The organism is Colwellia sp. MB02u-14, assembly GCF_014076915.1.
Classification (GTDB): domain Bacteria; phylum Pseudomonadota; class Gammaproteobacteria; order Enterobacterales; family Alteromonadaceae; genus Colwellia_A.
In genome coordinates this window covers 146,484-172,348 of sequence record NZ_JACGUX010000087.1, presented here as the reverse complement: position 1 = coordinate 172,348, position 25,865 = coordinate 146,484, and the positions used below count along the sequence as shown (strand labels likewise).

Sequence of the window (25,865 nt, the reverse complement as noted above, 5' to 3'; positions counted from 1 at the left end):
ATAAAGCCTAATCAGTAAAGGTAATCCTTGGCTTCGCACCGATAGATGAATCTATTTTAGGGTAGCAAAGTAACAGTCTTGCAGAGGCAATGTCTTGTTCTTTAACCATGTAATCTTTAAAAGCATTGAGACGTTGCTCAGACAATTTAGCGAGTTGCTTTATTTCATCTTTGTTGGTAATTGCAGCACCTAAGGGTTTGTTAATATCCGCTGGTGTTGCAATTGCACATAACGTTAACTGTGTCTCAAGTTTGTCTTTCATTAACGAAGAAAACTGAGTGAGAAACTTACTATGTTGATCTGTTAATTGAGTATCTTTTACAGGGAATTCAAGGTCATTAAAGCGCACTTTGAGTAAGTAACCACCTGCTGATATAGCAATATTGACAACATTGGCATAGGGAACAAATGTTGCCATCAAATACTCTTTAGCTGCTGACATTGTTGCTTGCTTAACCATTAAGCTGATAAAACCACTCATGCCAAACGATGGATCATTGGTGCTGCCTGTTAATGGAATATCTAGCTCTACATTCCCATCGCCGTCTTTTAACATGCCTAATGCTATATTAAACGGCACTGATGTCTGGCTTTTTATGGTGCCCGTTTCATGATCGTTGGCTGCGCCAAGTTCAACGCCTCTTAAAAGTAATACGGTATTACCGTCAATATTGGCATTATTAACGGTAATATCAAGTTCTACATCAAGCTGGCCGCTCTTAAGTTCATGTTTAAGTGCGCCTGAGATATAGGTTGATAATGACGGTAGGCTCACTTCTTTGAAGAAACCTTTTAATTGATAAAAGTCTTCATGACTAAAAGGCTTAGCAATGGCTGACAAATCAAAATTAGCATACTTATCACTGCTTCCCTTTAACGAAAATTGGCTCTCTTGCTTTGGTTTTTGATTATCAAAAGGGCCAGCGTTAAGGGTTGTGATACTAAATTCTCTTTCATAATGAGGGCTGGTACTACGGTCAATAAAATGAATTTGTGCGCTGTCACCCAATGAAAAGCTATTAAGTGACAATAAGAAGGGTGATTCAGTACTCTTTGTCGCTACGTCAGCAGTATTTGGCTGATTGACATCTTTTTCTATCGCCGCTTCAGTAGGTTGCTCACCTTTTGGCGAAACGGGCAATCCGGTAATATTTTTTTCTTTATCAAGGTTGGTATCAATTGCTAAGCCTAAAAGGCTAATAGTGTCGATAGATAAACCCTGCTGCGATACCGTAATATTATTAATATTTAAATTTTTGAACTGGGCTAAAGGTGGTAGCTCATCGGTGGTGTTTTCAGCAAATAGGCTTTGCTCAATAACAAGGTTGGCGATATTAGCTGTTATTAGCGACTCCAATGTTGTTATGGCAATGTCATCAAGCTTTATCGCTGATATTTTGGCCAAAACTTGTGACTCTATCTCATCGTACGCCATTAAATTATTGACGTTTAATTTAGCGGTTCCTGATATCTTCGGGGCTTGGTCACTGACGAGTTCGATAGATAAGTTTTGCAAAGATAAAGGGTCGATATTAAGTGCAACTGTTTTATTTCTTTGTGCTGCCTTAAAGCCTGCTGATGTCAGCTCAAATTTTTCAAGGTTAATATGCGTAGCAGTCTCGGTGATTGAAACTAACTGTTTACTCTTAATACTGACAGAGCCCTGCATTATTAAAGGGCCTTGCCCTGTGCTATTACCAGCTATAAAAGGTTGAAATGGCGACAGCGCCAATTCAGATATAGTTAATTCTGAATTTATTTCACCTTTTTTTTCAGCTAGTTGTGCTTTTAATGTTAAAAGTAAGGGAGCTTTATTGATGAAAGCGTTAAGGGATAGTTCAGCTCGTTGTGCTTGAGCTGAAGCGAGAACATTTTTTATGAGTAATGAATTAATTGCAAGTTCTTGCTGACTTTGTTTCACACTTATATTAAAAACAGCATTAGAGAGGCTAAAATTAGGTAACGAGAATTGATAATTATTCGGTTTGTTTTTTGGCTGAATTTCATCCGGTTGTGTAACAGAAGACGAAGGAAATTCTGTATTACCAGCCAGCACAAAACCACCAATTATCGGTGTTTTATTATTTAAATTAATATCAAGATATAAACCATCAATAGCAAATTCTGAAAAATGTAAAGTATCGGTTAATAGCCTATATAAACTCGCCGTAACCGCTAATGATCTAACCTCTACAACAGGCTTTTTAATAGTGTTTTTTGTCGTTATGGCAAGTTCACTTATCGTTAAGCGTGACAAAAAAGGGTTGTAACGAATGGTGGTTGTATCAGCCAATATCAACTGCTGTTCACTAAGGTACTTACCGAGATAATGTTGACTCATAAAAGGTGATGATATCCAAATAACTAGAAAAAGAGCAATAAAGAATAAACCGACAAATTTGACTGTTTTAGTGGCGGTTTTTACAAAAGAAGAAGACATACATTTCCTAATTTAAGGGGGCGTGTTATTAAAATTGATTATCCGGTTGAGCAAGGGAATTTACTTTTCAACATGATGGCGTTGTTACTCAAAGGATACTTAACTGCAATATTCTGGTTAAGCGTGCGTAGGTTATTGACTTTTTTATCTACTGTCTAGTGTTATGGTCGTAATGGCGTAAGTAATATCAGGTCGATTCAGTAATTTTTATTGCTCTATAGGATTCAACATCGTATGCTCATTTTAAGTGGTCTGACCTTTAACTATTGCCAATTTAATTAACGTTTAATAAACCTATGATAAATCAAGAATCTTTATTTTTACCTCAAGGTGAACATCAACTTCATTTAAGACATATCTGGAAAAAAAAAGGGGGAATACCCGTTTTTATGTTACATGGTGTGATTGAAAACGGTTTGATTTTTTATACTAAGAAAGGTAAAGGTTTAGCTTGCTACTTAGCGGAGCAGGGGTTTGATGTTTATGTAGCTGATTTACGTGGCCGAGGTGAAAGTACTCCTCGTATTGATGCAAGTGCTGAACATGGTCAATTTGAAGCGATCACCCAAGATATACCACTTTTTATCGATTACATTTCTCAAACAACAAAGCAGAAAATTCATCTTGTTGCCCATTCATGGGGAGGTGTTTTATTAGCGAGTACGCTTGCTAGGTTTCCAGCAGTTATGGAAAATATTCGCAGTAAAACTTGTTTTGGAACAAAACGAATGGTGACCGTGAAAAGAAACTTTTTAAAGTCAATATAGGTTGGAATAATTTAGCCCCTAAACTGGCAAAGCAAAAAGGCTTCTTAGATGCTAAAAAACATGGTATTGGCTCTGATAACGAAACAAGACAATCATTAGCAGATAGTGTTGCTTGGGTCAAAAAAAGCGAATGGCATGATACTACGGATGGCTTTGATTACTTTCAAGCAGCAAAACGGGTAGATTGGCCACCGACATGGCATTTTACTGGGAGTAACGATAAAGTCTTAGGCCATGCTAGCGATGTAAATATTTTCATTAATGAATCGAACCCTCAGGCGAAGTTTACTTTACTGTCAAAATCTTTGGGCAATATGCAAAATTACGATCATATTAATATTCTTACTCATCCCAATGCTCGAATTGATCATTATCCGCAGTTGGTTAAATGGTTGAAGTCTCACTAAGCTATCCCCTTAATTACTTTTTATAAGCCTTTACGCGACTAAATATTGAGTAATACTGTTATAAGTCATCTCATCACTTTTTTAAATGGATTTAGAATATGAATAAAACTATCGTTTTTATGACAAGTGCCTTTTTTCTTGCGGGGTGTCAGTCAATTTATACCGCCCAAACTACTCTTCCCATAAAAGAAAAAAACCCTGGAGAACAATCAATACCTAAATATCAAGAATTTATTAATAGCGGCGACCTCTTACCTATTCAGTATGTTGTTGATATTAAGGGTAATACTATTGATTTAACGAATAATAAAAAACGCAAGTTGGTGATTTTATTTGCAACCTGTTGCCCAGATTCTAACCGAGCAGTTAAAGCACTCAATAAATCGCCATTATTGAATGACCCCGCGGTTGATGTTATTGCAATTGACCGCGAAGAAACAAACGAAGATGTCATTAAGTGGCGCGACAAAAATAATATTCGTGTGCCATTAGCCACAGATATTAATCGTAGTATTTACCAACAGTTTGCCGTAGGTGGCATTCCTCGTTTAATTACGGTAGGTAAAGATAATAGAGTAATAAAGATGAACTTAGCTGAAGAGCAAGAGCAACTCAAGCTTATTCAATGGTAGGACTGGCTAGCAGAATTAGGGCAGGAATTGTTACAATTCTCTATTTGGTTTTTACGACCCATTTTATTAGAATTGAACTTTGTTAATTATTTGTAATCAACAGTAGTGCTACTTCCTTGTGGCTAATTTCATGCTCAGGGACAAATAAATAAAACTTTAAAGGATTATCATGTCAAAAACAAAAACAACAATAACGACAGCTTTATTATTAACAACGTTAGCTTCCCCCTTATCACTCGCCAAAGCGAATAAATTAAACTTCCATAAATCTCAACAAAATTCTGAACATAAAATAACGGGAAAACTGTTGTATTTGAATGACAGAAATGGCGATGTTGATTTACTCATTCATGACGATAAACGTTTTAGCTATTACCCACGCATTGCTAAAGACGGCTTAACAAAAAAAGCTCAACTTATTGAAACACCTGATAATGCGCAGTTTTATAATCAAGCAAAATTAGCTAATAAGAAAAATGAAGTTGTCGTATATTTAACCGGCGATGCGGTGATGTCTTACAATATAGAAGATAAAACACTCAGCAAATTGTTAGATGTTGATACTTTATATAAATATCAAAGCATTTTTGAAATGAACTTTGGTGAATTTGTCCAAGACTTTAACGAAGATGGGCTAAGCGACTTTATTACTTACAGTTTAGATAAAACTCATCTGTATCTGCAAAAACCTGATGGGTCATTCACTCATCAATCGTTAGCTATTTCTCCTCGGATTGAAAAGTCGGGTAGTGGTATATCCTTTAAACCACAAAATTTTTATCACGCTGATTTTACACATGATGATAAAAAAGATATTGCCTTCCAAGTTGATGACCAATTGTTAGTCTTTGCTCAATCAGAAGATAAATCATTTAATAATAAAATAATGACTGTTTCCTTAAATGCTCATTTAGAAAATAAAAACTCTGCGATAAAAAAACAGCAAGGTGAAAAAAGTGCAGATGTGAATCTTGAAACTATTGAAGATATTAATGGTGATGGCCTCGTTGATATAGTCACTAAAGAATCGGTACGAGAAGGCATGATGTCTAGAACTAATGTACTTATGTTGCGTTATGGCTTTATCGACAATGGTATCATGAGTTATAAGAAAGAAGCTGATGGTCAAGCTACTTTTGATGGTCAAGGTATGATTAAGTTTAAAGATGTTGACGGCGATGGCTTGAAAGACTACTACACACTGAGTGTTGAAATGGGGATTGGCACAATGATGTCTGCAATGTCTGGTGCTATTGATATGGATTTACGATTCTATAAATTAGGCCAAAATGGCAAATATGTTAAAAAACCTTCTTATGAAAATGAAGTTGAAGTGTCAATTGGTTCAAGCAGTGACGGTGAAGCGCTTACTGAGGTAAGCGATTTTAATGGTGACGGTATTAACGACTTGATCCTCAAGACTGATGATGAAGAATTCACTATTTATTCAGGCGCTAAAGGTAAGCGCTTATTTGCTAAACGTGGTGCTGATTACGAAATTGCGTTACCTAAGAGTGTTCGCACCGAAGTTAAAGATTTTAACAACGATGGTAAAGCAGACATCCTCTTTTTATATGGTAAACACTATGATGAAGACGAAGAAAAAGAAGTCGGTGAGCATAAACTCACCTTATGGTTATCTGCGAGTTAATTAACACTAAAAATTCGCTATACTATAAATGTTGAAGGGTATCGTGTCATGGTTCACAAGGCGTTTCGATATCTTCGATGCATTCTTATGATTTATGCTATATAAATCATCGATACCACAATCTTTTTTTAGTAATGTCATTGCGCTATAGATAGCAATAAATGACGATTTTTAAGGTTATATTATGCGTTTTTTGTCCCGTAGATTGGTTCTTCCTAATGATTTAAACTATGCAAACTCACTTTTTGGCGGTAGAGCGTTAGCGTGGATTGATGAAGAAGCAGCGATTTTTGCCATTTGTCAATTAGAGACTAACTGCTTAGTGACTAAACATATTGGCGCTATTAATTTTGAATCTCCAGCTGTGCAGGGAGATGTTGTTGAGTTTGGTCTATCGACCAAAAGCGTTGGCAGAACCTCAATTACCATTACTTGTTTAATGCGTAATAAAATTACTAAAAAAACCATCTGCTTAGCTGACGATATTGTCTTTGTGCAAGTTGACCCTAAAACCAAAGAACCTATTCCTCACGGAAAAACATTAGCGGCTTTACAAGCGCAAGAAACGTTATAAATTTACCAACACAGTGATCCCTTGTTTGGCGTTTTCTTTTAAAATAAGCATTGTAAATTAAAATTACCTATTGATTTATAATGCTATTTTTTATGTGGCTGTAATGTATGATAAAAAAATCTATTTTTCATGACCTGTCTTTATTCGCCCATTTTAGTGAACGCTATAGTGAATACTTCCGCATGAACGATAAAAGCTAAGCACTCATTTTTTTTGCAAATAAACCTTCAATTTGTAATCGCAGTCTATTTTTAACCTGTTTATTCAGGCCCATTGTGAAAAGTATGCTTGAAATAGTAGCGACAACGATTATTGTTTTATATAACTTTATGCCAGTAAACATAACTAAAAGCATTAACAAGAGTGCATAAGTTAATCCCATTACAGCGAGACATAAACACAGTCCTTGCACCTCTTTATTTTGAAATATTTTCATGCTCCATTCCTTTTTGTATTCAATACAAATGAGCTTAGCAAAGAAATCTTATTCGCTCTATAGCGAAATTAATCATAAATGTTACATGAGATTTCGAAGGTTAATTTAAATAGATGTCACAAAGTAAAATGTCATGGGGTCTTGTTAATGAAATAAGAAGTTTTCTCTTTTTATACATTATTTTAAGGACCAGTATGAATATAGTACATATAATATTAGCAGTGCTTGTGTTTTCGATGAGTCTTAATACTAAAGCCGACAGTTGTATTCGTGTTGAAGTACAAGGAACAGGGCAACCCTTAATTTTAATTCCAGGGTTAATGAGTGATGGACGTGTTTGGCAGCAAAGTGAAAAATATTTAGCAAAAAATTATCAAGTACATACGGTCAGTATTGCAGGGTTTGCTAATACAGCAGCATGTGCAGCGGCAGATAATATTATGCCTCAAGTTAAGTCTGAATTATTAAGTTACATAGAGCACCATAAATTACAAAAGCCAGTATTAATGGGTCATAGCTTAGGGGCATTTTTATCTTATAGTCTAGTAATAGAAAATGAAACGCTATTTTCTGCGGTTATTGCCGTCGATGGCTTACCCTATATTGCGCCAATATTTACCAAAACATTAGCGACTACGCCAACAGACATGCGGCAACAAGCTGACTACATAAAAAATATCTATCAACAGGCAACAGCTCAGCAAATGGCTGATATGACTAAACAAACCATTGCTATTCAAGCAACGTCAATAGAAAATCAACAAGCGGTTATTGCTATGGCAAAAGTATCTGATCAAAATACAGTGGCTTCAGCTTTACATTTTTTATTACTTAATGATTTAAGGGAGCCACTAAAAAAGGTTAAAACACCCGTGTTACTTATTGCTGCCCAAGGTGCATTTACCAATGAAGCGTCTCGTCGATTCGCTACCGCTCTATACCAACAACAAATAGAAACTGTACCCAATGCTCATTTAATTACCAATACTGATGCTAGACATTTTATTATGTGGGACGATAATGAATGGCTAATGGCAGCAACTGATTTATTTTTACAGGGCGTCTTATAAACATGCTACTTACTGATGAACAACAACTGCTGCCTGATATTGCTTTAGCAAAGTTGGGTGATTCACTTGCCTTTACCCGCTTAATTGAACAGTTAGCTAATACAGTTGGTTCTATTGCTTTAGCTATTACCCAAGATCTTGATAGCAGTGAAGATGTTAGCCAAAAAGTTTTTATTAAAGTCTGGCAGGAAATAAATCAACTAAAAGAAAATATAAGCTTTTTACCTTGGGTTCGACAAATAACGCGCTACACTGCGTTAAACCATATAAGAGATGAAAAAGTTAACCGAAACATAAAAGGAGATGAAACTGAACTTTTGCTTGCTACACTTATTGACCCTAGTCATTCAGCTGACGTAGGATTACTGAGGGAAGAACAGAATACTTTAATCCAAACTCTTTTAGCTCAATTACCTGATGAGAGTCGGGAAATTGTGCTGCTATATTATAGAGAACAGCAGAATACCGAATCAGTAGCCACCTTATTAGGCTTAAATACAGCGACAGTCAGAAAACGTTTAAGTCGCGTGCGGGCCTTAATAAAAGACCAAGTATTAGCACGTTATGGTCATGTTATATTATCAACAAGTCCGTTAAGTTTAGCGACGTTAGTTTTATCGGGGCTTTCAGTGAGCTCGCCTGTTGCGGCTGCAGTAGTCACAAAAAGTATAGTCAGCAGTCAAGGTCATTGGTTAGTAAAAATACTGCTAGCTTTAGGAGGAGCGATGCTCGGCGCTTTACTTGGTATGGTGGCAAGTTATATTGGCATGTCTAAAGTCATTGAAAAATTGGTAGATGAAAAACAAAAAGCTCAGCTTAAGGTTTTACGTAATAAAACCGCTTTTCAATTGTTCCTTAGTGGTATTTTATTTACCTTAAGTTATGAATTTACAGAAGGTTGGGGGATGCCTTTTTTATGTTTTATAACATTATTTTATTTTATCTATCGCTCAACTCAACAAGTGAACGCACTTGTTGGACTTCCGAAGGATATAACAAAATTAACTGACACTGATTTGATGCAGCAATCAAGAAAAGATCAGTTTTGGTGCCAATTTGGTCTCATAGTAGGTTTTGTAGGAGGTTGCACTGGTCTGATGGTTGGCTTATATAATAGTGGTCGATTTACGACCTTTTTTTAACAAAAAAATAATTTAAATAGGAATTGTATGCAATTAAATGATTTACTTGAAAAGTTAAGTGCCACACCCGCGCAGGTTGAATTTAACGAAGTGATGGCTGTTATTTTGGCTACCTACCATTATAAGCCTTGTACGTTTAGTAATGGAGAACTCCTTAATGAGGCTGGTACCAATGAAGGGTCATGTAAGATTTTTTATTTTGCAAAGTTGCATCATTTGTCTGACCAGGCAACATTAGCGTGTTTTGGTCAATATTACCGTCAAGATGTTTTACTTCATCCTGAGGGGACAGATCACGGAAATATTAGAAAATTTATCAAGCAGGGGGGGCAAGGTATTCACTTTGAAGGTATTGCGCTCTCTTAATTAAACCTTATCTTCTAAGAGATATTGCTGGTAACCCTTTACGCCAAAATAGCGAATAGATTTTTTAAGTTTGATCATTTTGGCGATAAGTAAGTCGCCAAAATATATTTTGACCACTTCTCTATCACCATTGGAATCTGATTGGTATTGGTGTATTGAATTCTTTCTTAAATTATCAAATTCTGTTTTCATGATCAGTTTCAAATGCTAATTCGCTTTTGTTAAAGGATGAGTATACTTATTTATTATTGCGCGTATTTTTCCTTCCTGTTTTAATCTATTAATCGCTTGATTAATAACAGGCACGATATAGGCTTTAGATTTTTGTATACGTAATGGGCGTATTGAAGACTCATGCACTTGCCCCGTTTCTATGTTTAATTGATGAATATTACTCAGGTAGTTAACAATGGTTTGGTTAGCAATACCAACATGTAACCTATTACCTTCAATAAGCTTTAAAAGTTTTAGCTCACTTTCTACATCATAGCGTTTAAATAAGGTATCAAAAGCATAACCAAAGCCCTTAATCGTAGCGATGGTTTCGTTTGCTAATACGTCAATTTTTCTGAATTGGCCTTGTGGAAAAACAAAAACATCCTCGGTTTTAAATAACGGTTGGCTGTATAAAGAAATCGTACTTTCGCTTGAACGCCACTTGGCGATAGGGCAACATTCAATGTCGACTTTACCTTCTATAAAGCTAGAACGTATTCGCGCAGATGAAAGATAAACAAATTCTAATTGGTAAGGGGTGAGTTTAAAAATTTCTTGAAATACTTCAACATAAATACCGCGATGTTCTTTTTCTCCAAATGAATAAGGAGGGTGTCCTTCAAAAGAGAGAGCCACCTTAATGGTTTCAGCTTGGGCACTTAAAGATATGCACAAAAAAATTGAAATCCACTTCATGTTTTTCAAACTCACAGTTACTGTTGTCGTTATATCACTTAACTATAACAACAACAGTGAAATCTGCTTAATAAATGTTTGTCTAAACATTATTTTACTGAACTATTCTTCAAATTTACTGGCGATATACTCCTAAGAACATGTAAATATATCTTGAGTTGAGTTAAATAACCAAACGAAATTTACCTTACAAACCATTAAATAGCGTTCAAGTAAATTATTATTGCTGATGAATTAATCGTTCAAGTTCTTGCTTTGATAAATAGTTTTCCATTGTCGAACGAAGTAATTTATATAATAAAATTGAACCGTCAATTTCCTCTTTACGGTTAGTTAAGCTTTCTATATTCAAACCTAATGGTAAATCATAGGGTAATACGGCGTCGAGTATTTGCTGAAGTGTGTTTAAGCAGATACGAATAGATTCATAAAGCGGTTTTTGTGCGTTAAGGATACGTAAGCTGGTCGCTTCAGGTACGCTGACGCCTAACCATTCAATAAACTCTAATGTCTTTTTACTGCCACACGGTGAAAACGTTAAAATGATACGTTGTGGTTTTAATCCTTGTTGCTGACATTCGATCGCATAGCGCGTTAACATATCTATGGTGGCTTGTGGGTTATAAATAGCTTGAGAGATAAAGAAGTTACATCCTTGCTGATGCTTTTCTATTAACCGAGTATGTTCATTACCTTTATTTGCATGACGCTCTGCGATGGTAATACCGCCGATAAAGAAATCATTTTTGTTATCAACTAAAGTTTTATATGCACTGGCAAGCGGTAGTGAAATATTATTCTTTTGAGAAGGGCTTCCTACAAGAACAACATCACGAATGTCATATTTCTGCCAAGCTTCATTAGCCCATTGATTAAAGTCATTACTATTTGATTGAACAACACTCTTGTAAGTGATCACCGGACGTTGAGATTTATCTTGTAGTAACGATGAATAGTAACGGGGATCTAATGTTGATTTAAAAGGGAAAGGGCGAGGTATATTCGTACGAGAATTTTCATCTTGTATATCGTAAACAATCAAACCATCGAAATCAATATCACTAACGCGTTCAAGCAGCTTTTCTGCAATTAATTCAACTTGTTCTACAGCAGTATCGCTTTTGGGAGGGGTTGTACCAATAAAATAGACGCCACGGGTGTTATCGTTATAACGAGCTCTTAATTCAGATCCTTTGTTCACTTTATTTCTATACCATAATTTTGATAAAACTGATGACTTTATAATACCTGCTTGGTCGTTATAAATCTGCGCTATATTTATATTTTATTATCGATAAAAAAATAAAAAGGGAATGAAGCACTTTATGTGAATATTATTGCTGGCGCACTAGATTACTTACCCATAAAAAAGCCCAGTCAATGACTGGGCAAAAAATATAAGGGAGAAACCTAATCAATAAAAGTTTAGCTTTCGTTTGCTCTTATCGAATGATTAGTTCTTGAAGCAGCGCGTGGTTGCAGTAAACTTTTACCATTTATTGCTATTTTTCTTGGTTTCAATGCTTCTGGTATTTCTCTTTCTAAATCAATATGAAGTAAACCATGATTCATAAAAGCACCAATAACTTTAACATGTTCACCGAGCTGAAATTTTCGCTCAAAATTTCGCTCTGCAATACCTTGATGTAAAAAGTTTCTGGGTGAAATATTATCGCTTACTGGTTTAGTACCCGTAACGATTAAGGTGTTTTCTTTTGATTCAATATCAAGATCTTCATCGGCAAAGCCAGCAATAGCCATCGTAATACGGTATTGGTCTTCAGCAAGTAATTCGATATTATAGGGAGGGTAAGATGATTGTTTGTCTGAACGAGATGCTTTTTCAATTAACCCTGCTAAGTGGTCAAAACCAATAAATGAGCGGTAAAGTGGGCTGAAATCTGTTTGTGTACGCATAATTCATATCCTATTAGTTATACCCTAATGTATCGTTGAGGGTATTAGCAATATGTGATTTCCTTTGGAATATTTCTGTGCTTACTATGGCCAACAATTAGTCGCGAAATAGACAGGCTGAAATTATTATTCAAAAGAATTTTAAGTGCCTTTCAATATTGAACAGGCGGTTAATGTAGCCCCTTTAAACTTATGGCGACTACATTAATAAAGATGGGAACGATGCTGTGCTTTTCAAGTTTATCTATAAATAAAAACAAATAATTATTTTAAAGTGTTGATATTTAATTTATTTTTTTTCAATGTTTGTAGGGCTACTTTCTTGGGGGGAGCTCTCTATTGGGCTAAGGGCTATGATTGTTGAAAGCGCTAGCTCATAGTTTGGATGTTTTGAAATATCGGCAACAATTTCTTTATAAGCAATTATTCCAGATGAATCGATAATAAATATCGCTCGAGTTAATAATCCCATATCTTTAATAAGCAAGCCATAATTTGTACCAAAATCTCGCCATACAGAGTCAGATAACACTCTTATTTTATCAATATTTTCTGTTTCACAAAAACGTTTTTGTGCAAAGGGTAAGTCATTGCTAATCGTTAGCATGACAATATCTGTTGGCAAGTTTGCTACTTCTTCATTAAAACGCTTTGTTTGTAAAGAGCATATACCGGTATCTAAACTTGGGACTATTGAGATAAGTAAGTTTTTCCCCGAGAATTCATGTAGTGTTACCGGGACAAAGCTTTCATTAACCACTTTAAAATTAGGAGCCTTTTGACCAACATCGACTTGTGTGCCTAATAAGGTTATAAATTTGTTGTTTGCCTTAACTAAATTTGTTGTTTGTTGTAAGTTATCTTCGTGAAGTGAATTAGCTGACGCCTTAAAAAGAGTAAAATTATTTAAAGTTAATAGCAGTGGAAGGCTAACGAATATCGTTGAAAATTTCATAGTGTTTAAGCGCGTTATAAAGTTATTGATGAATAGATGTTAACTTTGACGATAAAAAATAGCCATTATTTAGTGCATTATTTCAAATATTATCTATTGTTATTTATAGATAAACAGTAAAATGTTGAAAAATCATCACCTCAACTATTATCTCAAAAATAGGAAAAATGAAAATATGTCAATACCCTTGTTAATTTGTGATGACTCAAATATGGCGCGTAAGCAGGTAGCACGCTCTTTACCTGATGACTGGGATGTCGATATAAGCTTTGCCACCGACGGCAAAGAAGGCATTGAAGCAATAAAAGCAGGTAAAGGCGATGTGCTTTTACTTGATTTGAATATGCCGGTAATGGATGGTTATCAAGTACTTGAAACTATTATCAAAGAAGATCTAAATACCATGGTGATTGTTATTTCCGGTGATATACAGCCAGAAGCACATCAGCGTGTTACAAGTTTGGGGGCATTAGATTTTATTCAAAAGCCCGTCAATAAGACTAAATTAACAGAAATACTTTCTGCCTACGGTATTTTTACTCAGCAGAGCAATAAAGAAGAGCTATTGCCTGTTCTTTTAGAAAAATCTCCAGTAATAGAAATGTCACCTGCACATATTGAACTGACACCGATTACACAGGCTGCTGAAGCTGTTAGCATTGAAAAAGAACTACCAGAGGAAGCCTTTTTCCTCGACCCTGAATTACGAGATTGTTATCAAGAAATAGCGAATGTGGCTATGGGACAAGCTGGGGATCTATTAGCACGCTTACTTGATGTGTTTGTCGTACTCCCTATCCCTAATGTCAATTTAATTGAGGTTAGTGAACTGAGTATGGCGTTATCTGATGTTGAAGAACAAGAAAGTACTTCGGGTATTTGCCAAGGTTTTATTGGTGCGGGTATTTCTGGAGAAGCGCTACTTATTTTAAATGATTCAAGTTTTAAAGATGTTGCTTCGTTAATGAATTACACGTATGAAGTTGATGAAAGTACAGAGCTTGAATTACTTATGGATTTAGCTAATGTGCTCATTGGCGCTTGTTTAAACGGCGTTTCAGCGCAATTAGATATGCCTTTTAGCCAAGGACATCCTGTTGTTTTAGGGCAGCATAAAAAAATATCAGAGCTCATCGCAACAAACTCTAAAAAGTGGAAACGTACATTAGCTATTGAAATTAGCTATAGCATTGAAGACTATTCAATAAAGTGTGATTTACTCTTACTTTTCACTGAAGAGTCTATGCGAACACTTAATAATAAAATCTCTTACTTACTGGATTAACTATGTCATTAGAAACATCACAGATAAATGAATTACATTGGTTAATGGAAATGTTGCATACCATCGATGTGGGGTTGGTTGTACTAGATAGAGATTATAAGGTGCAAATATGGAATGGCTTCATGGAAAACCACAGCGGTTTACTGCCACGTGAAGTCAAAGATAAAGTGCTCTTCCCTTTATTTGATGAAATTCCAGAAGCATGGTTTAAGCGTAAAGCTGAATCAGTATTTTTATTAAAAAACAAAGCTTTTACCATTTGGGAGCAGCGTCCCTATTTATTTAAGTTTCAAAATTATCGTCCCATCACCGGTGCAGCTGATTACATGTATCAAAACACCACCTTTATTCCGTTAATGTCAGCAACAGGGGTTGTTACCCATTTATGCTTAATTATTTATGATGTTACTGACAACGCTTCTCATAAAAAAGATTTGGTGCAAGCAAATAAAGAATTAGCGATTTTAAGTCAAACTGACGGTTTAACTAAATTATTTAATCGCACGCACTGGGAGCACTGCTTACAAGCGGAATATAAACGCTGGATACGTAGTCAGAACCCAAGTTGTCTCGTGATGATTGATATCGATAATTTTAAAGTCGTTAATGACACCTATGGACACGTTGTGGGTGACGAAGTTATTCGTCATATTTCAGGGCTCATCCGTCATCATGTCCGAGAAACTGATGTTTCGGGGCGCTATGGTGGAGAGGAGTTTGTTATATTATTAGCGGATACGACATTAGATAACGGCAAAGTATTTGCTGAACGACTCAGGGAAGAGATTGAAAAGTCAATAGTCAAATACAATGATATCGACGTGAAATATACGGTAAGTATGGGAATTGCTGAAATTGATACTAGCATTGAAAGTTATGAAGCTTGGATAGAGTGTTCTGATTTAGCCATGTACCGTGCCAAAGACGCTGGGCGAAACCAAATAGCTTTGCATACTAACCCAATAGCTTAACCCATTAAAACAGACGCATAAAAAAAACCCATAAGGGCTTTTTTTATGCGTTTAAGTTCACATCTTTATTGTTGGTATACTTGCTTACCGTTAACCCAAGTGGCGAGTACTTTATTATTCCAAATGTTTTGCTGGTTTTCGGTAAAGTAATTATTTTCTAATAAGATAAAATCTGCTTTTTTACCTGCTGCTAGACTACCGATTACTTTCTCTTGGTGTGCAGAATAAGCCGCATCAATAGTGAAACTTCTAAAAGCTTCTAAGCGCGTCATACTTTCCTCATTGTACCAGCCATTCTCAGGTAGATTTTGTTGATCTTGGCGAGTTACTGAAGAGTGTAAACCAAAGAATGGGTTAGGAGACTCCACAGGAAAGTCTGAGCCAGCGGCAATAACTGCGTTAGCATTCATTAGTTTTCGCCAAGCATACGCACCTAAAATACGCTGCTTACCAATTCGGTCAACAGCCATGTTTTTATCGCTAGTGGCATGAGTCGCTTGCATTGAAGCGATGATATTAAGCTCAGCAAAACGAGGAATATCACTCAAACGCAATATTTGTGCATGTTCAACCCTATGACGTAATGCCTGAGTCTGGGTCGCTTTTATTTGCGCTTGATATAAGTCTAAAACCACTTTATTCGCATTATCACCAATAGCATGAGTATTTACCTGAAAACCTGCATTCATTGCCGTATTCATATAAAGGGTTAATGCTTCTTTTTCATGTAGCATAAGCCCCTTATGCCCCGCATGATCTGAATAATCTGCAATTAACGAAGCACCACGACTACCTAAAGCGCCATCAGCTTGAATTTTTACACTATTAAAATTCAGCATGTCATCACGGCTATTGAACGGACCTTGTTTGAGTGTTGCTTGCCAATTTTTTGAAGGTAAATACAACATAGCATTGATACGAATCGGGAGAGAGCCTTCACTACTGAGTTCTTTAAATAACTCAAGGTTGTCTGTAAAAATACCAGCATCATGAACACTGGTTAAGCCAAAAGAGACCAATTTATTTAGGGCCTTTTTTAACACTAATTTTTGTTCTAGCCTCGTTAAGGGAGCGATGCTTTTGGTCATTAGGTCCATAGCATTATCTATGAAAATACCAGTTGGCTTACCTGATTCATCACGAATTATATCGCCGCCCGCTGGGCTTTTTGTTGCAGATGTTATGCCAGCAAGTTCCATCGCTTTAGTGTTCGCCCAGCCCGCATGCCCATCAACACGACTTAACCAAACAGGCGTGTTAGGAAAGTGTTTATCTAAAGATTTTGCGGTTGGAAACTTTGTGTTTTCCCACTGAGTTTGATTCCAGCCACGACCTTGTATCCAAGCAATACCTGGATTGGCTTTAGCATAATTAATGGCCGATTCTACGGCAGCGTCTTCTGAAAGTGTGCCAACTAAATTAGCTTGCATCAAACTTAATCCGTAACTCAATATATGGCCATGGGCGTCAATCAAACCTGGAAGTAAGGTTTTGCCCTGACCATCTATTACCGTCACATTCTCAGACTGAGGTACGGTTTCACCTTTTGTAAAGAGCTTATCAATTTTATCATGGGTGAATTGAATCGCCGTAAATTCTTTTAACTGTTTATCTGAGAGTGTGTAACCTTGAACATTGGTAATAATAGTTGTTTGTGCAATGGCATAGCTGCTTGATAGCAGGAGAAAAGAGATTGTTGTGAGCAAGTGCTTATTCAGTATTTTCATAAATAAATCCTAGGTTTTATAATTTTTATTTTTTAATGTATTATTTTTATTCAATAGAGGATAAAGGGAGAAAAATAAAATTAACAGTATTAATGGCAGTAACCCCTGAATAAATTGCCAATATTGACTATAAAATGTTTTCCCATGTACTAACTTGATTTCTGCTTTGAGCACAGTTTCAGTGAATTGTGGCAGTTTAGCTTCAATATTACCTCGATAATCAACAATGGCGGTAACACCGTTGTTCGTTGCGCGAAGTAAAGGTCGACCAAACTCCAGCGCGCGCATTCGTGCAATTTCTAAATGCTGATGAGGACCATGTGAATCTCCAAACCATGAATCATTGCTTACGGTGAGTAAAATATTGGTTTCATCAGTAAAGTTAGCGGCGAGTTGCTCAGGAAAGGCTATTTCGAAACAAATAAGTGGTAAGAGGTGATACCCCTTAGCCATCAGGTTTGGTTGAATATAATCTCCACGGGTAAATGATGAATATTGTAAATTAAATATTGGTGCAACTTTTCTGAGTAATTCTCCAAAAGGAACAAACTCACCGATAGGCAGAAGATGGCTTTTATTATAACGATTAGGGTGTCCGTAGCGATAGTGCCCAGTCTCGTCATCACTTTCTTTCTTACCGAGTACGATCAGTGAATTAAAGTAAGCTTTTGAGTCATATTTATAATTCAAAATACCAGTAATAATGGCACTATTATTCAATGCCGCCGACTTATCAGCCATAGTCAGAAAGTCTTGTGCTGTTGGCTCTAGTGCTGTTACAGCTGACTCTGGCCAAACAATAATATCGGCATCATAGTTTTCTCGGGCATGGTCAAGATATTTTAATAACGTCGGCCACTCTCTTTCTGGCTGCCATTTCATTGATTGTTCAATATTACCTTGAACGAGTGCTGTTGTTACTGTCTTGCCCGTGAGAGTTAACCATTGTACATTTGACAATGAAAAGGCGCTGGTAAAAATGCACACTAACAGTAATAAGTGTGACTTTCGGTAATGGTTATTAACAATATTTATTAAGGTGATGCTACTTGCCAGTAAAATAGCGCCAATACCTACTTCACCCACTAAGGGAGCGAAGCTTGATAAAGGACCGTCTATTTGGCTGTAGCCAATGGATAACCAGGGGAACCCCGTTAAAAGATTAGCGCGTAAGTATTCAGCAATGAGCCAAAAAGGTGGCAGTAGCCACAATGAAAATTGCCGCTTTGGTGCAAATCTACTTGATAAATAACATGCAAGTGCAGGATAAAGCGCTAGATAACAGCAAAGTAATAACATCAATAAAAGTGAAAAAAACAGTGGTAAACCACCATATTGATCAATACTGACATGCACCCAACTAATACCGCTAGCAAACCAGCCTAACCCAAAAATAAAGCCTTGTTTTGCTGCTGTCTTTACCTCTGCACCATTAATTGAATTAAAAAATAATGGCAGAACAACAAACATGACCCACCATTGAGAAAATGGCGCGTATGCAAGCACTAAACTTAGCCCAGCAATAAAGCTGAGCCAGTTACGCTTATTAAATAAGTTAGCGCGTAGCGGGTGTATTAGGCGATTAACGAGCGTATTGATATTTATCAAGGTTAGTCGACAATTTTGCCAGTTATTTTATGATCTTTTGGAACGGTAATATGCAAACTTTGGATACGTCGATTATCACCCGCAGTAATTTTGAATTCAAAATCACCTATCGTTATTAATTCACCTTTTTTGGGCATATGGCCAAATTGATGTAAAACTACACCGCCGATAGTATCTGCGTCATTGCCATTAAATTGAGTATTGAAGTATTCATTAAAGTCATCAAGCTCTGTGAGCGCTTTCACTTGATAAACATTACCAGCAAGGTACTTTATGTCTTGTTCAATTTCATCATCAGTTTCATCTTCAATTTCGCCAACAATCAATTCAAGAATATCTTCAATGGTAACCACACCTGAAACACCACCGTATTCGTCTACAACAATGGCCATATGATAGCGCTGCGAGCGAAATTCTTGTAACAATGGTTCTACTCGTTTGCTTTCTGGAACGATAATAGACGGACGAATAACCTTTGCTATTGTACACTCTTCTTGCTGACCAAAACCGTAAGCAAGCAAGTCTTTAGCCAATAAAATACCTTCAATGTGATCTATATCGTCGTTAATAACAGGAAATCTAGAGTGTCCCGACTCTAGAATGATAGGTAAGGAAAGTTCGATAGGGTCGTTAATATCAAGCGTGACCATTTGTGATCTTGGGATCATAATATCGCGGACACGCATATCAGAAACTTCTAATACACCTTGGATCATTAATTTAGTTTCAGGTTTAATTAAGTCGCGATCTTCTGCGTCATTTAATACGTCAACCAGTTCATCTTTATTTTTGGGCTCTCCAGTGAAAACTTGTACTAATTTATCAAGTATCGATTTATTTGCAGAGCCGTTGCTAGAGTGGGGGTGGTCATCGCTCATAGAGCTTATTTATTTCCTGTAAGTTAACTTGTTGCTTAGTTTCTAATCAATTGACAATAAATTCAAGTAGTAAATTGATATTTTTGTAATGGATTATAAATGAATGAATTTATTCACTTATAATATAGGGATCTGATATTTCGAGTATTTTCAGTAACTTCGTTTCAAGTGCTTCCATTTCAGTGGCCTCTACATCATCAATATGATCGTAACCTAATAGATGTAAGCAGCCATGAATAACCATATGAGCCCAATGATTATCAAGAGTTTTGTGCTGAATATTCGCTTCTTGGGCAACAACCTCAGCACAAATCACCAAATCTCCAAGCAAGTCTAGTTCAATTCCTTCAGGTACTTCAAAAGGAAATGATAAAACATTGGTCGGTTTATCTTTTCCACGATACTGTAAGTTCAGAGACTGGCTTTCTTTAACGTCAACGAGACGAATGGTAAGTTCAAAATCCGTTTTATCATTATTTAAAGCGATATTTACCCAAGATTGAAACTGTTCATTGCTGGGTAAATTTTTGGCATCACAAGCATGTTGAAGATCGAGTAGTGTTGCCACTATTGATTATCCATAGCATCAAGTGCCGCTTTATTTCTTTTTTCATCTTTTAAACGTTTTTCTTTTTGTTCAAAAGCATCATATGCATCAACAATTCTAGCCACAACCGGGTGGCGAACAATGTCTTTTGATTGAAAATAGTTAAAACTAATGCCAGGAATATCATCAAGTACTTCAATAGCATGTCGTAAGCCTGATTTTGCACCACGGGGTAAATCGACTTGAGTAATATCACCGGTGATAACCGCACGCGCATTAAAACCAATACGGGTTAAGAACATTTTCATTTGTTCAACCGTGGTGTTTTGACTTTCATCAAGAATAATAAAAGCATCGTTCAATGTTCTACCACGCATATAGGCAAGAGGGGCTATTTCAATAACATTTCGCTCAATCAGTTTCTGAACTTTTTCAAAGCCAAGCATTTCAAAGAGTGCGTCATATAATGGGCGCAGGTAGGGATCGACTTTTTGTGATAAATCACCAGGGAGAAAGCCAAGCTTTTCACCCGCCTCAACCGCAGGGCGAGTTAACAAAATCCGTCGTACTTCTTGTTTCTCTAAGGCTTGAATTGCACAAGCAACCGCTAAATAAGTTTTGCCCGTTCCGGCAACACCCACACCAAAACTAATATCATTATTCATAATATTATGCACATAGCTTTGTTGATTAGGGTTGCGAGGTTTTACTACGCCACGTTGGGTCTTTATCGTCACCAACTTATCAAAATCAACATCAACCTTAGGCGGTTCTTGCTCAAGTACTTTTACGTCTAAAATGGCTAAATGTACAATTTTTTCACTGATTTCTTTTCGTTCATTTTTGACAGTTGCTGTTTCAATATATAAATTTTTAAGCAATATAATCACGGCATCACAGTTTGCAGGTTCGCCCGTCACTTTAAATTGATTACTGCTGTAACTTATTTTAACGCCTAACCGGCGTTCAATTGTTTTTAAGTTATCGTCCATAGCACCACATAAATTCGCTAGGCGATTGTTATCAAGTGGTGCTAAGTCAAATTGTTTGCTAATACTTATAGTCAAATTTATATCCGTTTTTATAGGCTATGGTTAATCGTTAAGGTGTAAAAGTACCGACACCTAAATCGTCAATGTTATTGCCACTAGTTGTGTGGTGACTGTTAGCTAGAATGTCTTGTGGAGAGTGTGCAATACGTAACCCCATTTCACTTTCTTGACGAACCAATTCACCACGTAATGAGTTAGCGTAAACATCAGTGATATTTACATCGACAAATTGTCCTATTACGGTATGTGGAGCAAGAAAGTTCACTGTGCGGTTATTTTCTGTTTTACCCCTTAACTCCATTGGATTTTTCTTTGAAGGGCCTTCAACTAAAATACGTTGTTCTGTATTAAGCATTTGGCGAGCAATACGAAGCGCTTGATGGGTAATTTGGTCTTGAAGAATTTGTAAACGCTCTTTTTTAGTGATATCAGAAATATCATCAATCATATCTGCTGCTGGAGTACCTGGGCGCGCGCTATAAATAAAGCTAAAGCTTAAATCGAAATCAACCGCTTTAATAAGATCCATTGTTGCTTGGAAATCTGCATCAGTTTCGCCAGGGAAGCCAATAATGAAATCTGAGCTCATACAAATATCCGGGCGTACTTTCTTAAGTTTTCGAATTTGAGATTTATACTCTAAGGCGGTATGGCCACGCTTCATTTGCGTTAAAATGCGATCGGAACCACTTTGAACTGGCAAATGTAAGTGGCTGACTAACTCAGGGACGTCTTTGTAGACCTCAATAATATCATCAGTAAATTCAATAGGGTGTGAAGTTGTATAACGCACTCTGTCAATGCCGTCAACAGTAGCAACCAAACGCAATAACTCAGAAAAACGACAAATTTCATCATCATGAGTAATACCACGATAGCCGTTGACATTTTGCCCTAATAAATTAACTTCACGGACACCTTGTGCAGCAAGTTGGGCTATTTCATATAACACATCGTCAAGTGGACGACTCACTTCTTCACCACGGGTGTAAGGCACAACACAGAACGTACAGTATTTACTACAGCCTTCCATTATGGATACAAAAGCGCTTGCGCCATCAGCTTTAGGCTCAGGTAGGCGATCAAACTTTTCAATTTCAGGAAAGCTTACATCAACAACGGGATTATGATCTCCGGTAACTTGTTGGATCATTTCTGGCAAGCGATGCAAGGTTTGTGGTCCAAAAACCATATCAACGTAAGGTGCTCGTTGACGAATTGCTTCACCTTCTTGTGAAGCCACGCAGCCACCAACGCCAATCAATAGACCCGGTTTATTGTCTTTTAGGTGTTTCCATCGGCCTAGCTGATGAAATACTTTTTCTTGCGCTTTTTCGCGTATAGAACAAGTGTTTAACAAGATGACATCAGCATCTTCAGCTTCGTCGGCTAATACAAAACCATGTGTTGAGTCTAATAATTCAGCCATTTTCTGCGAGTCATACTCGTTCATTTGGCAACCCCAAGTTTTGATGTATAGCTTTTTACTCATTAACTTTCCACTCATTAAATATTTAAAGTCTAAAGAAGCTAACATGAAACGTATAGCTTCTGTGTTAGTTCAATTTAAGGATGCGTATTTTACTCCTTCTTGACGCTTGACGCCAGTACCCGATTAAACTTTAAGTAAAGCAATGTAAGCCTTATCAATTATTTGCTGTCACTAATAATAATATTCGTATAAGTGTTATAGGTTAGTTAGAATAACGACGAAAATCATTAAATAATTAAGTGTAAATTTTATGAATCATTTTGATTGTGTAGTTGTTGGTGGTGGTATGGTTGGAGCGGCTAGCGCGTTGTCATTAGCAAATTTGGGGCTAACTGTTGCTCTTGTCGAGCAGCATCAACCTTATTGTTTTGACAAAACCCAAGCATTAGATTTACGGGTTTCAGCCATCTCACTTGCCTCTGAACATTTGTTAACACAGTTGGGAGCATGGCCGCAATTACAGCAGTGGAGGTTGTGTCCTTATAAACGATTAGGGGTTTGGGAGCATCAAGCCAGTTATACTGAATTTAATGCCGATGATATTGAACAATCCCACTTAGGTCATATTATTGAAAATCGTTTAGTTCAACTTGCGTTGTGGCAACAAATTAAAAACCATTCTCAGGTTACTTTATTTTCGCCAGCCAATTTGGAGAGCTTTACTCAGTCTACAAATGAGATAGCGATAACTTTAGCCGATAACTCAGCTGTAACTGAGCAAGGAAAAACTCAAAAAATCACGGCAAAACTATTGATTGCTGCTGATGGCGCTAATTCGCACGTTAGAAAATTAGCTAATATTGGTATAACAGGCTGGGACTATCAGCAATCAGCGATGTTAATCAATATTGAGACACAAACCCCGCAGCAAGATATTACTTGGCAGCAGTTTTTTGAGACAGGTCCTTTAGCCTTGCTCCCTTTACCCGGGAAAAGTGAGTTAGGCGGTTATGCTTCTTTAGTTTGGTATCAAGGTAAAGATGAGATGAAACGTTTATCTTCATTATCGTGTGAACAACTGCAAGTCGAGATTTTAGAAACTTTTCCTCAACGACTAGGAAAAATAAAGGTCATTGATAAAGGGGCATTTCCTTTAACGCGTAGACATGCAAATACTTATCAAAAAAACAGAGTTCTATTATTAGGTGATGCAGCACACACCATTAATCCAATGGCAGGACAAGGCGTGAATTTAGGCTTTAAAGACGTAAAGGCATTACAAACAGTAATTGCTAGTGCTATTGGTAATAATGAATGTTGGCATGAGCCTAGTGTTTTGTCACGCTATGAAACAAAGCGGCGCAAAGACAATTTATTGATGATGTCTACCATGGATTCATTATATGTAGCTTTTAGTCACCCGTCGCCTGCTGTGAAACTCTTTCGTAATATAGGGCTTGCTATGGCTAATAAGATACCTTTTTTAAAAAAGAAGGCATTAGCCTATGCTTGTGGTGTATAAGTTGAAGTGACAATCAATCTTAAAAGGAATTTTTCAATGCAGTAAGACATTAAATCTTAAGATAATATGTCTTGGGTGTTTAAGGTAATATTTAAAAAGAATGGCAGGGGTAAGAGGATTTGAACCTCTGAATGACTGGATCAAAACCAGCTGCCTTACCGCTTGGCTATACCCCTGTAATGTCAATTATTTTCTAACAACTACCATGATGATATGTGTTAGTTAGAATGGTACGGGTCAAGAGACTTGAACTCTCACATCTTTCGATACTGGAACCTAAATCCAGCGCGTCTACCAATTCCGCCAAACCCGCATTGCTTGTAATACTACTAAGCGTTAATAGCCTTGTAGACACTTCAAATAATTATTATGTCACTCAGTAATGTTTACTATTTTTTTAATAAAGACTAATTACGTTTTAAAAAGAAATAATAAACAAAAAAGTGGCAGGGGTAAGAGGATTTGAACCTCTGAATGACTGGATCAAAACCAGCTGCCTTACCGCTTGGCTATACCCCTGTAGGTATTCTAAATAACGTGTAAATACGACACTTATTATGTTTAATATTAATTTTAATAAAGACTGATTGAGTTTTAAAAAAGGAATGTTAAACAAGAAAGTGGCAGGGGTAAGAGGATTTGAACCTCTGAATGACTGGATCAAAACCAGCTGCCTTACCGCTTGGCTATACCCCTGCAATGTTACTTACTTCCTAACAAATATCATGGTGATAAATGTTAGTTAGAATGGTACGGGTCAAGAGACTTGAACTCTCACATCTTTCGATACTGGAACCTAAATCCAGCGCGTCTACCAATTCCGCCAAACCCGCATTTCTTCTATCACTACTAAGAGTTAAATGGTGGCTACACCGGGATTTGAACCTGGGACCCCATCATTATGAGTGATGTGCTCTAACCAGCTGAGCTATGTAGCCTTTCCGTATTGCCTCTCAGCAAGTGGCGCGTATTATGCAAATCTGCTTAGGCTACGTCAACCGTTTTTTTATAAAAAAGGGTAATTTTTTTCTGTTTGCTTGTTTAGTCTACAAATTGGGTGTTTAATATTCTAGGAAAGCACAGTCTCTTTAAAATAAAAGCAAGAACGGTATGTTCTTGCTTTATGGTAAAGAACCGTAGATATCAAATTATGATTAATTTACGCGATCTTTCGCTTCTTCTTCTAAATGTTTTGAGTATTTTCCAATTTCGGCAATATGTTCAGCAACCTTTTTCGCAGGGACTTTACCTATTAAGAACTCTCCGGTTTCCAAAGCGTTGTTTGATGCTGCAAAAACTAATAAATTTTGTCCATTACATTCAATGTTTTTAAAAAGAGTGCGAATTTTCAATTTATTTTGTTTCATGAATGAGCGTAAGCGGTTTTTATCATTTGCTGCAATGTATTCGCAAATACGAAGAGACATGTTGTCTGCCTTAGTAACAGGTGCAAAAGTTACTGAAGCTGCAATCAAACTAGCGACTAGAAGTGTTTTTTTCATGGTTTGCCTTTATATTTATTTTTATTGTCGAGGTTTGTGATCTGATAGGCGTACGTTTTTCTTATATCAGAC

At 36.7% G+C, this 25,865-nt stretch carries 25 protein-coding genes and 6 tRNA genes; 11 read left to right on the top strand and 20 right to left on the bottom strand.

The window, feature by feature from the left end; all coding sequences use genetic code 11:
* Nucleotides 1-7: 7 nt before the first annotated feature.
* Nucleotides 8-2,440, bottom strand: coding sequence for a DUF748 domain-containing protein (locus H4J52_RS17150; protein ID WP_182225297.1), 2,433 nt, complete (start codon nt 2,438-2,440; stop codon nt 8-10).
* 296 nt (nt 2,441-2,736) lie between these two features.
* On the opposite strand from H4J52_RS17150, the gene H4J52_RS20160 reads away from it, so the two are divergent.
* From H4J52_RS20160 to H4J52_RS17130, 5 genes are all read left to right on the top strand, one after another.
* Nucleotides 2,737-3,207 (top strand): alpha/beta hydrolase, encoded by a 471-nt coding sequence (locus tag H4J52_RS20160; protein WP_259367881.1) that lies wholly within the window; start codon nt 2,737-2,739, stop codon nt 3,205-3,207.
* Nucleotides 3,150-3,614 carry a hypothetical protein gene (locus H4J52_RS20155; protein WP_259367880.1) on the top strand — a complete coding sequence of 155 codons (465 nt, stop codon included), beginning with the start codon at nt 3,150-3,152 and terminating at the stop codon, nt 3,612-3,614. The genes H4J52_RS20160 and H4J52_RS20155 overlap by 58 nt, the downstream gene beginning before the upstream one ends.
* A 98-nt stretch (nt 3,615-3,712) precedes the next feature.
* Nucleotides 3,713-4,246 (top strand): redoxin domain-containing protein, encoded by a 534-nt coding sequence (locus tag H4J52_RS17140; protein ID WP_182225296.1) that lies wholly within the window; start codon nt 3,713-3,715, stop codon nt 4,244-4,246.
* Nucleotides 4,247-4,415: 169 nt separating this feature from the next.
* Nucleotides 4,416-5,897, top strand: coding sequence for a VCBS repeat-containing protein (locus tag H4J52_RS17135; protein WP_182225295.1), 1,482 nt, complete (start codon nt 4,416-4,418; stop codon nt 5,895-5,897).
* Between the two features lie 184 nt (nt 5,898-6,081).
* On the top strand, nt 6,082-6,471 hold the full coding sequence (locus H4J52_RS17130; RefSeq protein WP_182225294.1) for an acyl-CoA thioesterase: 390 nt from the start codon (nt 6,082-6,084) through the stop codon (nt 6,469-6,471).
* A 196-nt stretch (nt 6,472-6,667) separates the two neighbouring features.
* Here H4J52_RS17130 and H4J52_RS17125 read toward each other — a convergent pair whose 3' ends face one another.
* Complete coding sequence (locus H4J52_RS17125) at nt 6,668-6,907, bottom strand: hypothetical protein (RefSeq protein ID WP_182223376.1); 240 nt, start codon at nt 6,905-6,907, stop codon at nt 6,668-6,670.
* Between the two features lie 194 nt (nt 6,908-7,101).
* Between H4J52_RS17125 and H4J52_RS17120 the strand changes: the two genes are divergently transcribed.
* Genes H4J52_RS17120 through H4J52_RS17110 form a run of 3 tightly spaced genes read left to right on the top strand, consistent with a single transcriptional unit; the run spans nt 7,102 to nt 9,485 of the window.
* Nucleotides 7,102-7,977, top strand: coding sequence for an alpha/beta fold hydrolase (locus tag H4J52_RS17120; protein ID WP_182182036.1), 876 nt, complete (start codon nt 7,102-7,104; stop codon nt 7,975-7,977).
* Between the two features lie 2 nt (nt 7,978-7,979).
* Complete coding sequence (locus H4J52_RS17115; RefSeq protein ID WP_220460127.1) at nt 7,980-9,119, top strand: RNA polymerase sigma factor; 1,140 nt, start codon at nt 7,980-7,982, stop codon at nt 9,117-9,119.
* Nucleotides 9,120-9,146: 27 nt separating this feature from the next.
* Entirely contained in the window at nt 9,147-9,485 is a 339-nt protein-coding gene (locus H4J52_RS17110) for a HopJ type III effector protein (protein WP_182182037.1), read from the top strand.
* Here the strand turns inward: H4J52_RS17110 and H4J52_RS17105 are convergent, their stop codons facing one another.
* The 5 genes from H4J52_RS17105 to tpx form a co-directional block, all read right to left on the bottom strand.
* Nucleotides 9,486-9,677 (bottom strand): hypothetical protein, encoded by a 192-nt coding sequence (locus H4J52_RS17105; protein WP_259366516.1) that lies wholly within the window; start codon nt 9,675-9,677, stop codon nt 9,486-9,488.
* A gap of 15 nt (nt 9,678-9,692) precedes the next feature.
* Nucleotides 9,693-10,397, bottom strand: coding sequence for an ABC transporter substrate-binding protein (locus tag H4J52_RS17100; protein ID WP_182182039.1), 705 nt, complete (start codon nt 10,395-10,397; stop codon nt 9,693-9,695).
* Between the two features lie 220 nt (nt 10,398-10,617).
* A complete protein-coding gene (locus tag H4J52_RS17095; RefSeq protein WP_182182040.1) occupies nt 10,618-11,598 on the bottom strand; it encodes a methylenetetrahydrofolate reductase in 981 nt (326 codons plus the stop codon).
* A 224-nt stretch (nt 11,599-11,822) separates the two neighbouring features.
* Nucleotides 11,823-12,314 carry an Hsp20 family protein gene (locus tag H4J52_RS17090; protein ID WP_182182041.1) on the bottom strand — a complete coding sequence of 164 codons (492 nt, stop codon included), beginning with the start codon at nt 12,312-12,314 and terminating at the stop codon, nt 11,823-11,825.
* Between the two features lie 289 nt (nt 12,315-12,603).
* A complete protein-coding gene (tpx, locus tag H4J52_RS17085; RefSeq protein WP_182182042.1) occupies nt 12,604-13,269 on the bottom strand; it encodes a thiol peroxidase in 666 nt (221 codons plus the stop codon).
* Between the two features lie 175 nt (nt 13,270-13,444).
* On the opposite strand from tpx, the gene H4J52_RS17080 reads away from it, so the two are divergent.
* Both H4J52_RS17080 and H4J52_RS17075 read left to right on the top strand, forming a co-directional pair.
* The gene (locus H4J52_RS17080) at nt 13,445-14,554 is read left to right on the top strand and encodes a response regulator (protein ID WP_182223378.1); all 1,110 of its coding nucleotides are present in this window, start codon (nt 13,445-13,447) and stop codon (nt 14,552-14,554) included.
* Nucleotides 14,555-14,556: 2 nt separating this feature from the next.
* Complete coding sequence (locus H4J52_RS17075; RefSeq protein ID WP_182182044.1) at nt 14,557-15,525, top strand: diguanylate cyclase; 969 nt, start codon at nt 14,557-14,559, stop codon at nt 15,523-15,525.
* Between the two features lie 65 nt (nt 15,526-15,590).
* On the opposite strand, the gene H4J52_RS17070 is transcribed toward H4J52_RS17075, so the two are convergent.
* From H4J52_RS17070 to miaB, 6 genes are all read right to left on the bottom strand, one after another.
* Entirely contained in the window at nt 15,591-17,252 is a 1,662-nt protein-coding gene (locus H4J52_RS17070) for an amidohydrolase (protein ID WP_182182045.1), read from the bottom strand.
* Between the two features lie 9 nt (nt 17,253-17,261).
* Nucleotides 17,262-18,860 (bottom strand): apolipoprotein N-acyltransferase, encoded by a 1,599-nt coding sequence (gene lnt, locus H4J52_RS17065; RefSeq protein ID WP_220460128.1) that lies wholly within the window; start codon nt 18,858-18,860, stop codon nt 17,262-17,264.
* Nucleotides 18,861-18,862: 2 nt separating this feature from the next.
* A complete protein-coding gene (locus tag H4J52_RS17060) occupies nt 18,863-19,738 on the bottom strand; it encodes an HlyC/CorC family transporter (RefSeq protein WP_182182046.1) in 876 nt (291 codons plus the stop codon).
* A 109-nt stretch (nt 19,739-19,847) separates the two neighbouring features.
* Nucleotides 19,848-20,306, bottom strand: a complete 459-nt coding sequence (gene ybeY, locus H4J52_RS17055) for an rRNA maturation RNase YbeY (RefSeq protein ID WP_182182047.1) — start codon at nt 20,304-20,306, stop codon at nt 19,848-19,850.
* Nucleotides 20,306-21,352 (bottom strand): PhoH family protein, encoded by a 1,047-nt coding sequence (locus tag H4J52_RS17050; RefSeq protein WP_259366517.1) that lies wholly within the window; start codon nt 21,350-21,352, stop codon nt 20,306-20,308. Before H4J52_RS17050 ends, ybeY begins: the two co-directional genes overlap by 1 nt.
* Nucleotides 21,353-21,386: 34 nt before the next feature.
* A complete protein-coding gene (gene miaB, locus H4J52_RS17045; protein ID WP_182225292.1) occupies nt 21,387-22,829 on the bottom strand; it encodes a tRNA (N6-isopentenyl adenosine(37)-C2)-methylthiotransferase MiaB in 1,443 nt (480 codons plus the stop codon).
* A 250-nt stretch (nt 22,830-23,079) separates the two neighbouring features.
* On the opposite strand from miaB, the gene H4J52_RS17040 reads away from it, so the two are divergent.
* Nucleotides 23,080-24,291: an FAD-dependent oxidoreductase gene (locus H4J52_RS17040; protein WP_182225290.1), complete on the top strand. Its 1,212-nt coding sequence runs from the start codon at nt 23,080-23,082 to the stop codon at nt 24,289-24,291.
* A 101-nt stretch (nt 24,292-24,392) separates the two neighbouring features.
* Here H4J52_RS17040 and H4J52_RS17035 read toward each other — a convergent pair.
* The 7 genes from H4J52_RS17035 to H4J52_RS17005 all read right to left on the bottom strand — a co-directional run bounded on the left by H4J52_RS17035 (nt 24,393) and on the right by H4J52_RS17005 (nt 25,793).
* Nucleotides 24,393-24,467: transfer RNA gene (locus H4J52_RS17035), tRNA-Gln, on the bottom strand.
* 52 nt (nt 24,468-24,519) lie between these two features.
* A tRNA-Leu gene (locus H4J52_RS17030) sits at nt 24,520-24,604 on the bottom strand.
* 131 nt (nt 24,605-24,735) lie between these two features.
* A tRNA-Gln gene (locus H4J52_RS17025) sits at nt 24,736-24,810 on the bottom strand.
* Between the two features lie 102 nt (nt 24,811-24,912).
* Nucleotides 24,913-24,987: transfer RNA gene (locus H4J52_RS17020), tRNA-Gln, on the bottom strand.
* Between the two features lie 52 nt (nt 24,988-25,039).
* Nucleotides 25,040-25,124: transfer RNA gene (locus H4J52_RS17015), tRNA-Leu, on the bottom strand.
* 28 nt (nt 25,125-25,152) lie between these two features.
* Nucleotides 25,153-25,229: transfer RNA gene (locus H4J52_RS17010), tRNA-Met, on the bottom strand.
* A 216-nt stretch (nt 25,230-25,445) separates the two neighbouring features.
* The gene (locus tag H4J52_RS17005) at nt 25,446-25,793 is read right to left on the bottom strand and encodes a DUF3718 domain-containing protein (RefSeq protein WP_182182050.1); all 348 of its coding nucleotides are present in this window, start codon (nt 25,791-25,793) and stop codon (nt 25,446-25,448) included.
* Nucleotides 25,794-25,865 lie beyond the last annotated feature (72 nt).

What these genes read in the sequence shown, in the direction of transcription:
- H4J52_RS17150 (WP_182225297.1), bottom strand. Translation starts at nt 2,440, where the DNA reads ATGTCTTCTTCTTTTGTAAAAACCGCCACTAAAACAGTCAAATTTGTC.
- H4J52_RS20160 (WP_259367881.1), top strand. Translation starts at nt 2,737, where the DNA reads ATGATAAATCAAGAATCTTTATTTTTACCTCAAGGTGAACATCAACTT.
- H4J52_RS17140 (WP_182225296.1), top strand. Translation starts at nt 3,713, where the DNA reads ATGAATAAAACTATCGTTTTTATGACAAGTGCCTTTTTTCTTGCGGGG.
- H4J52_RS17135 (WP_182225295.1), top strand. Translation starts at nt 4,416, where the DNA reads ATGTCAAAAACAAAAACAACAATAACGACAGCTTTATTATTAACAACG.
- H4J52_RS17130 (WP_182225294.1), top strand. Translation starts at nt 6,082, where the DNA reads ATGCGTTTTTTGTCCCGTAGATTGGTTCTTCCTAATGATTTAAACTAT.
- H4J52_RS17125 (WP_182223376.1), bottom strand. Translation starts at nt 6,907, where the DNA reads ATGAAAATATTTCAAAATAAAGAGGTGCAAGGACTGTGTTTATGTCTC.
- H4J52_RS17120 (WP_182182036.1), top strand. Translation starts at nt 7,102, where the DNA reads ATGAATATAGTACATATAATATTAGCAGTGCTTGTGTTTTCGATGAGT.
- H4J52_RS17115 (WP_220460127.1), top strand. Translation starts at nt 7,980, where the DNA reads ATGCTACTTACTGATGAACAACAACTGCTGCCTGATATTGCTTTAGCA.
- H4J52_RS17110 (WP_182182037.1), top strand. Translation starts at nt 9,147, where the DNA reads ATGCAATTAAATGATTTACTTGAAAAGTTAAGTGCCACACCCGCGCAG.
- H4J52_RS17105 (WP_259366516.1), bottom strand. Translation starts at nt 9,677, where the DNA reads ATGAAAACAGAATTTGATAATTTAAGAAAGAATTCAATACACCAATAC.
- H4J52_RS17100 (WP_182182039.1), bottom strand. Translation starts at nt 10,397, where the DNA reads ATGAAGTGGATTTCAATTTTTTTGTGCATATCTTTAAGTGCCCAAGCT.
- H4J52_RS17090 (WP_182182041.1), bottom strand. Translation starts at nt 12,314, where the DNA reads ATGCGTACACAAACAGATTTCAGCCCACTTTACCGCTCATTTATTGGT.
- tpx (WP_182182042.1), bottom strand. Translation starts at nt 13,269, where the DNA reads ATGAAATTTTCAACGATATTCGTTAGCCTTCCACTGCTATTAACTTTA.
- H4J52_RS17080 (WP_182223378.1), top strand. Translation starts at nt 13,445, where the DNA reads ATGTCAATACCCTTGTTAATTTGTGATGACTCAAATATGGCGCGTAAG.
- H4J52_RS17075 (WP_182182044.1), top strand. Translation starts at nt 14,557, where the DNA reads ATGTCATTAGAAACATCACAGATAAATGAATTACATTGGTTAATGGAA.
- H4J52_RS17070 (WP_182182045.1), bottom strand. Translation starts at nt 17,252, where the DNA reads ATGAAAATACTGAATAAGCACTTGCTCACAACAATCTCTTTTCTCCTG.
- H4J52_RS17060 (WP_182182046.1), bottom strand. Translation starts at nt 19,738, where the DNA reads ATGAGCGATGACCACCCCCACTCTAGCAACGGCTCTGCAAATAAATCG.
- miaB (WP_182225292.1), bottom strand. Translation starts at nt 22,829, where the DNA reads ATGAGTAAAAAGCTATACATCAAAACTTGGGGTTGCCAAATGAACGAG.
- H4J52_RS17040 (WP_182225290.1), top strand. Translation starts at nt 23,080, where the DNA reads ATGAATCATTTTGATTGTGTAGTTGTTGGTGGTGGTATGGTTGGAGCG.
- H4J52_RS17005 (WP_182182050.1), bottom strand. Translation starts at nt 25,793, where the DNA reads ATGAAAAAAACACTTCTAGTCGCTAGTTTGATTGCAGCTTCAGTAACT.